Source organism: Bacillus sp. JJ1521, from assembly GCF_036965165.1.
Taxonomy (GTDB): domain Bacteria; phylum Bacillota; class Bacilli; order Bacillales; family Bacillaceae_L; genus Ferdinandcohnia.
The window spans coordinates 20311-27000 of the sequence record NZ_JBALOX010000142.1 but is presented as its reverse complement, the minus strand read 5'-3'; the positions used below and the strand labels follow the sequence as shown (position 1 = coordinate 27000).

Annotated in this window: 10 protein-coding genes; 6 read left to right on the top strand and 4 right to left on the bottom strand. The window is 37.2% G+C overall.

The genetic code is table 11. The annotated features are described in order from the left end of the window. Positions 1 to 164 precede the first annotated feature (164 nt). A complete protein-coding gene (locus tag V7147_RS18400) occupies positions 165 to 740 on the top strand; it encodes a beta-class carbonic anhydrase (RefSeq protein WP_335369285.1) in 576 nt (191 codons plus the stop codon). Positions 741 to 762: 22 nt separating this feature from the next. Here V7147_RS18400 and yidD read toward each other — a convergent pair whose 3' ends face one another. After that, positions 763 to 1002, bottom strand: coding sequence for a membrane protein insertion efficiency factor YidD (yidD, locus tag V7147_RS18395; RefSeq protein WP_335369284.1), 240 nt, complete (start codon positions 1000 to 1002; stop codon positions 763 to 765). Between the two features lie 157 nt (positions 1003 to 1159). On the opposite strand from yidD, the gene V7147_RS18390 reads away from it, so the two are divergent. Further along, positions 1160 to 1633 carry an S-ribosylhomocysteine lyase gene (locus tag V7147_RS18390; RefSeq protein ID WP_335369283.1) on the top strand — a complete coding sequence of 158 codons (474 nt, stop codon included), beginning with the start codon at positions 1160 to 1162 and terminating at the stop codon, positions 1631 to 1633. Positions 1634 to 1706: 73 nt separating this feature from the next. Here the strand turns inward: V7147_RS18390 and V7147_RS18385 are convergent, their stop codons facing one another. Then, the gene (locus tag V7147_RS18385) at positions 1707 to 3170 is read right to left on the bottom strand and encodes an amidase family protein (RefSeq protein ID WP_335369282.1); all 1464 of its coding nucleotides are present in this window, start codon (positions 3168 to 3170) and stop codon (positions 1707 to 1709) included. Next, positions 3160 to 3324, bottom strand: a complete 165-nt coding sequence (ytzI, locus tag V7147_RS18380; protein WP_335369281.1) for a YtzI protein — start codon at positions 3322 to 3324, stop codon at positions 3160 to 3162. The genes V7147_RS18385 and ytzI overlap by 11 nt, the downstream gene beginning before the upstream one ends. A 165-nt stretch (positions 3325 to 3489) precedes the next feature. Here ytzI and V7147_RS18375 point away from each other — a divergent pair, with 165 nt between their 5' ends. Then, entirely contained in the window at positions 3490 to 3930 is a 441-nt protein-coding gene (locus tag V7147_RS18375) for a Dps family protein (protein WP_335369280.1), read from the top strand. 75 nt (positions 3931 to 4005) lie between these two features. Beyond that, on the top strand, positions 4006 to 5022 hold the full coding sequence (ltaE, locus tag V7147_RS18370) for a low-specificity L-threonine aldolase (protein WP_335369279.1): 1017 nt from the start codon (positions 4006 to 4008) through the stop codon (positions 5020 to 5022). Between the two features lie 147 nt (positions 5023 to 5169). Here ltaE and V7147_RS18365 read toward each other — a convergent pair whose 3' ends face one another. Then, positions 5170 to 5430 carry a DUF6154 family protein gene (locus tag V7147_RS18365; protein WP_335369278.1) on the bottom strand — a complete coding sequence of 87 codons (261 nt, stop codon included), beginning with the start codon at positions 5428 to 5430 and terminating at the stop codon, positions 5170 to 5172. A 168-nt stretch (positions 5431 to 5598) separates the two neighbouring features. Between V7147_RS18365 and V7147_RS18360 the strand changes: the two genes are divergently transcribed. Then, on the top strand, positions 5599 to 5937 hold the full coding sequence (locus V7147_RS18360; RefSeq protein ID WP_335369277.1) for a hydrolase: 339 nt from the start codon (positions 5599 to 5601) through the stop codon (positions 5935 to 5937). 77 nt (positions 5938 to 6014) lie between these two features. After that, the gene (gene ytkD / locus V7147_RS18355) at positions 6015 to 6503 is read left to right on the top strand and encodes an RNA deprotection pyrophosphohydrolase (RefSeq protein ID WP_335369276.1); all 489 of its coding nucleotides are present in this window, start codon (positions 6015 to 6017) and stop codon (positions 6501 to 6503) included. Positions 6504 to 6690: the final 187 nt, after the last annotated feature.

The window sequence follows — 6690 nt, the reverse complement described above, 5'->3', positions numbered from 1 at the left end:
ATATCGTAATTATTCCGATTTGAGAACAAGAAACTTTTATAGGTAGATATTGTCTTTTTAGTATCTCAGGCTGACTAAAGAATTAGTGAGCAATAATAAAAAAGTTATTATTAAGGGAAAGTTTTTGATAAAATATAATGAAACATATAGAAAAGGTGATAAACATGTCTCAATTGGAGAATATATTAGATTTCAATAAAGAGTTTGTGGATTCAAAAGAATATGTAAAATATCAAACGACTAAGCTTCCTAATAAAAGAATGGTTATTGTAACATGTATGGATACTCGTCTTATTGAGTTGTTACCAAAAGCAATGAATATGAAAAATGGAGATGTGAAAATATTAAAGGTTGCGGGCGCAATTGTTTCACACCCGTTTGGAAGTGTGATGAGAAGTATTTTAGTTGCTGTTTATGATTTAAATGCGGACGAAGTATGCATTGTCGGTCACCATGATTGTGGTATGAGTGCACTGGATGCTGATTCGATTTTACATAAGATTAAAGACAGAGGCGTGACCCAAGGGAAAATTGACACATTAAAGTATTCTGGGATTAGTCTTGAAGAATGGTTTCAAGGCTTTAGCAGCGTAGAGGAAAGTGTCCGTCATAGTGTTGAAATGGTTGAAAATCATCCACTCCTACCAAAGGACGTTCCTGTTCACGGTCTTGTTATTAACCCTGAAACAGGTAAACTGGATGTTGTAATTAATGGATATAAGCAAAAAGAGGATCGTTGACTTAGAGAAAGGAAGGCAGGCATCAATGGGGATGCTTACCTTCCTTTTTTTCAGGAACAAAATCAATCCCACCTGGATGAAGGGGGTGACATTTTAATATGCGTTTAATAGTTAACCACCCGCCTTTGATTGCACCAAAACGTTTTATCGCTTCAAGTCCATATTGTGAACACGTTGGATAAAAGCGACAGGTTGGTGGCTTCAATGGCGATATAAATTTTCGATAAAAACGAATGATTCCAATAAATAGCGCTTGAAGCAATTTTTTCTACTTCCCTTACTTAGTTTAGGTATCTATACTATACTATAGGTAGTGGAGAAAAAGCATCTTTTGCCATTTAATCCAAATTAAATTGATGAAAAAAATCGGAATTAGCGTTATTATAGATATAGAAAGAAAAACTTAGGGAGTGAAGGGAATGCCATCAGTAGAAAGTTTTGAACTAGATCATAATGCAGTAAAAGCTCCATATGTAAGACATTGTGGTGTCCACAAGGTTGGTACAGATGGACTTGTAAATAAATTTGATATTCGTTTTTGTCAACCAAATAAACAAGCAATGAAGCCAGACGTCATTCATACACTTGAACACTTATTGGCTTTTAATCTTCGTGAGCATTGTGAGAAATATGACCATTTCGATATTATTGATATTTCTCCAATGGGATGCCAAACTGGTTATTACTTAGTTGTTAGTGGCGAGCCTACTGTTTCTGAAATCATTGATTTACTTGAAGCTACGATGCAAAGTGCGGTAGAAATTACCGAAATTCCTGCAGCAAATGAAACTCAATGTGGGCAAGCGAAGCTACATGATTTAGAAGGTGCAAAACGCCTCATGAATTTCTGGTTATCACAATCAAAAGAAGACCTTCATAAAGTTTTCGGTTAAAATGAAAAGTGCCAGCGCCTTGCCAGGCACTGGCGTCAGATAAAAAAAGACCTCAGCCAATAGGGCTGAGGTTTTACTGTTTAGGTGGAATTCGATATTTTGTTCCTTGCTCAAATGAATAAGCTAATTTAATCAAATGCTTTTCTGAAAATGCGGTTCCAGTGAACGTAATTCCGACTGGTTCGCCTTCAGTTGTGTATCCAGCAGGAACTGTAATGGATGGATAACCAGCTTTAGCCGGAATACCAGCGCCTACATTATTAGGAAACACAATTGCATCTAATTGATGTTCTTTTAAAACATAATCAATTCCATTTTCCGTCGAATGATATTGGTCATTTTCGAGCGCCTCAAAATACGCTTTTTCTGTCAATGTTCCACTCGTTTTTTCTGCCTCTTCTAAAATAATTTGTCCGTATTTTAGCATTTTTTCTTCGTTTTCCTTATTAAATTTGATAAGATCAGCTAAATTTCGGACTTTTACCGAAGGGTCTAATTTGCGTAAATAAGTGTTAAGGTCTACTTTGAATTCGTACGTTAACACATCGTAACTCCACTTATTCTTTGAAGAAGGAATTTTAACATTCTCAATGACAGTTGCCCCAAGTTCTTCAAGTTTCTTAACACCCAGATCCATGACTGCTCGTTTTTCGTCACTAAGGTAGTCAAAATAAACCTCTCTTGCAATCCCAATCCGTGCACCGTTTAAGCCATCAGCATCTAAATATTGGGTAAAATCAGTAGAAGGTAATATTCTACTTGTATAAGTGATTGGGTCACGTTCATCTACTTCTGCGATTGCAGATAAAAGGTAAGCAGCATCCTTGACCGTACGAGCCATCGGACCTGCTGTATCCTGTGTATGGGCAATCGGAATAATCCCCGCACGACTTACTAATCCAACTGTCGGCTTAATCCCAACCAGTGAGTTTTGACTGGATGGACTTAATATCGAGCCTGATGTTTCTGTGCCGACTGCTACGACAGCAAAATTCGCAGCAATGGCTGAACCAGAACCTGCGCTTGAACCACCAACATCAAACTTTCCTGGACCATAAGGGTTTAAAGTTTGACCGCCACGTGAACTGTAGCCACTTGGCATTCCTTCCGTCATGAAATTCGCCCATTCAGTCATATTTGTTTTCCCTAAGATAATCGCACCTGCTTCTCTTAACAGGTAAGCAACATATGAATCCTCTGTTGCATATGAGTCTGCTAATGCAAGTGAACCAGCAGATGTGTGCATCCTATCGGCTGTATCTATATTATCTTTAAGTAAAACAGGAATTCCGTGAAGAGGTCCACGGGGGCCGATTTCCTTTCGTTCTGCATCCAGCATCATTGCGATATGAAGGGCATCTGGGTTAATCTCAATAATTGATTTTAATGCGGAATCATAGCTTGAAATTCTATGTAAATACATGAGCACTACTTGTTTGGCTGTTAATTCTTCTTTTTCATATTTTTCTTGAATGGAATCTATTGTAGCTTCGATTAACCAATCATTTGCTAAATCGTGAAGAATTTTATTTTCCATCTGAATTCTCCTTATTTTCAAGCTGATTTAAATTTGGATTTTCTTCTAAGTCATCTACTGTATGTTTGTATTGATAGGCTTTTGATGTCGTAACAACAGCTAATAATATAACTGCAAAACACAATATGATTGAAATAATTAATACTATAAGCATAGTAACCCCCTCTTTACACCTATAATTTTAACATGATACGGATATAGAAGGTATTGATATTCCATTAAAATTGTAAAAGTGTGAAATTCGTTAAAAAACAATCGGAAAAAGTATGTTTCACTGTGATATAAAGGGGGTATGTTAACGTTAAGGAGGAGATTTTTAATGTCAACACAATTAATCGAAATCGTAAATAAGCAAGTTGCAAACTGGAGTGTACTTTACATTAAGCTACATAATTACCACTGGTATGTAAAGGGCTCTAATTTTTTTACCCTACATGTAAAATTTGAGGAATTGTATAACGAGGCTGCTGTTCATATTGATGAATTAGCGGAGCGCCTACTTGCGATTAATGGACAACCTGTCGCAACCATGAAGGAAATCCTTGAAGTGACTTCGATCCAGGAAGCAAGCGGTAATGAAAATGCGGAAGAAATGGTAGCGAACATTTCCAATGATTTTTCCATCCTAACCGGGGAGTTAAAGGAAGGCATGAAGGTAGCTGATGATGCAGATGATGAAACAACAGGTGATATGCTGCTTGCGATTCACCAAGTACTTGAAAAACATATTTGGATGTTACAATCCTTCTTAGGAAAATAATAAAAATTGTGAACCCTTCTTTCTTGTCGAAAGGAGGGTTTTGTTTTATTTTTATTTATAAGGAGAGTGAGAGCTATGATCGATTTACGAAGTGATACTGTTACAAAGCCTACAGCTGAAATGAGAAAGGCAGCTTATGAGGCTGAGGTTGGGGATGATGTTTATCAGGAAGACCCAACAGTGAATGCGCTTGAGCAAACAGCCGCTGAAATGCTTGGGAAAGAAGCTGCAATGTTTGTAACAAGTGGTACGCAGGGTAATCAAATTGCCGTGCTGACTCACACAAGAAATGGAAATGAAATAATTGTTGAACATGATTCTCATATTTTTAATTATGAAGGGGCAGCCATTTCTGCATTTGCAGGTGTTCAACCTAGAACGATTAAAGGAAACAGAGGAGCTATGGATCCTGCTGAAGTAGAAGCGGCTATTCAAGGTGAAGATGTACATAACCCTGAAACCGGCTTGATTTGTATTGAAAATACACATAATCGAGCGGGTGGGGCGGTCATTCCACTAGAAAATATGGAAGCCATAAAAAGATTAGCAGCGGCTAATCAGATTCCTGTCCATTTAGATGGGGCGCGGTTGTTTAACGCAGCAGTGGCTCTTGGGCGTCCAGTTAAGGATATTGCCCAATATACAGATACAGTTCAATTTTGTTTATCAAAAGGATTAGGTGCTCCAGTTGGCTCTATCATTGCGGGGAGTGAGGAGTTTATAAAACAAGCAAGAAAGTGGAGAAAACGCCTAGGTGGAGGTTTGAGACAAGCTGGGATTATTGCAGCACCAGGACTTGTCGCATTAAGGACAATGGTCGATCGCCTTGCAGTAGATCATGAGAATGCAAGGTTTTTGGCGGAAGAACTCAACAATATTGACGGCTTGAACGTAATTAATCAGGTAGATACCAATATTATTTTAGTGAATGTAAGTGAAAAGGGATTAAACTCAAGTCAGTATACTACCTTATTAAAAGAGCATGGGGTGTTAGTTTCAACTTTTGGACCTAAACTTGTGCGGTTTACGACACATTATGATGTCAATCGGGACTCAATAGAGGATGCATTACGCATTATTAGTAAGCTTTAATCTTTAAAGGATTGTTCGCGAGCGGACAATCCTTTTTTATCGAGGATTTTAAGTTAATTTTGATAGAATTTATATAACGTTGATAGAATTTATAATCACCAATAGAATTCATGGTAACGCCAATAGACGACTTTTAGTAATTAATATCTAATGTATATCCCGCAACTCATCGACTGTCATCATCTTTGATCGACCGATTCCATCACGGGCCATCTTCGCTTTAAGGTTTTCAATCATATAAAAACCAACTAAATTTCGCAATTCTTGGTCAGTTAAATCACCTAATAGGTCAATCAGATCCTCACGTTCAAATTGTTCAAGCACGGAGAAAGCAATAATGTCTGCATCTTCTTCGTCACCCGTTAATTTATTTCGATACATCTCATAAATTTCATCTATTATTTTCATAAAAGTTTCCCCTTTAATTGCTTTTCTTGGGAATTAGTATATGGGGGAATGGTTCAAAAGATACTAATGGATTAAAAATAGGCAGTAAATCCAGTTTCGGGCAAAATGCATATTTTTTGCACCGTAGGAAAAAGCTAAAATTACGCAAATCACTGTTAGGAGTGAAACATGTTGAATCAACAGCCAAGGAAAACCTATTATATCTCTATTGGAAGTGGAGAGATTTCTCAAGTGAAGTCTGGATCTACGTGGGAGTACAAAATTGAAGCGACTGATGAAGAAGTTCGTCAATTGAGAAACCTGTTTGAATCAAACTATTCGAATGAGATCGAAAATTTTTTACGCGCACATGTGCCTTTTGTCGAGTACCATTATGATTCATCCAATGATAAGTATGACACAAATATGCTGCAGATTTATCAAATTATTAATCAACTGGGAGACCAGGAGTCAAGGGACTTCATTCAATCAGAAGGAATACTTGATACATTACGCACTATTGATTAAGCCACTTCTACATGAAGCGGCTTGTTTTTATGTTATATTAACAGTAATAAATTTAATCGTAATGGAGATAAGTCAAAATGATTGTTTTTCATGATATGTACCATAATGAAGTGAATTTATCGTTTACACCGGATCCTTTTTCAAGTCATCCAAAGCATGTTTGGGTTATTTGCCGATACAAGGACCAATGGCTTTTAACCAATCATTCTGAACGTGGGCTCGAATTTCCAGGGGGAAAGGTAGAAGATAACGAAATGCCAAGGGACGCCGCAATTCGTGAGGTAATGGAAGAAACGGGTGCTGAAGTTAAGGAACTTGAGTATATCGGACAATATAAGGTCATTGGAAAAGGGAAAACCATTATTAAAAATATTTATTTTGCCGAAATTGAACGGCTTCTTGAGCAGAAGGATTATTTTGAAACAAAAGGTCCTGTCCTTTTAAAAGAAATCCCTTTAGATACTGTTAAATCGGATCGCGGCTATAGCTTTATCATGAAGGATGATGTTTTAAACCACAGCATTAATTATGTAGAAAAATACATAAAAACGAAGAAAGCTCTCTAGCAATCCACTATTATTCAGCATAAAATCCCCCATTTATCATAATAGTGGGGGAATGATAAATTCTACTTTTCAAAATGGATTCAACTCCTGCTGAATAAAATTAACCTCCGGCGGATGCCACAGATTTTTTAGCGGAAGTTTTTCGAGCAGTAAGATCAAAGACTAAAAGCGCCACTTCCTGTGGCAA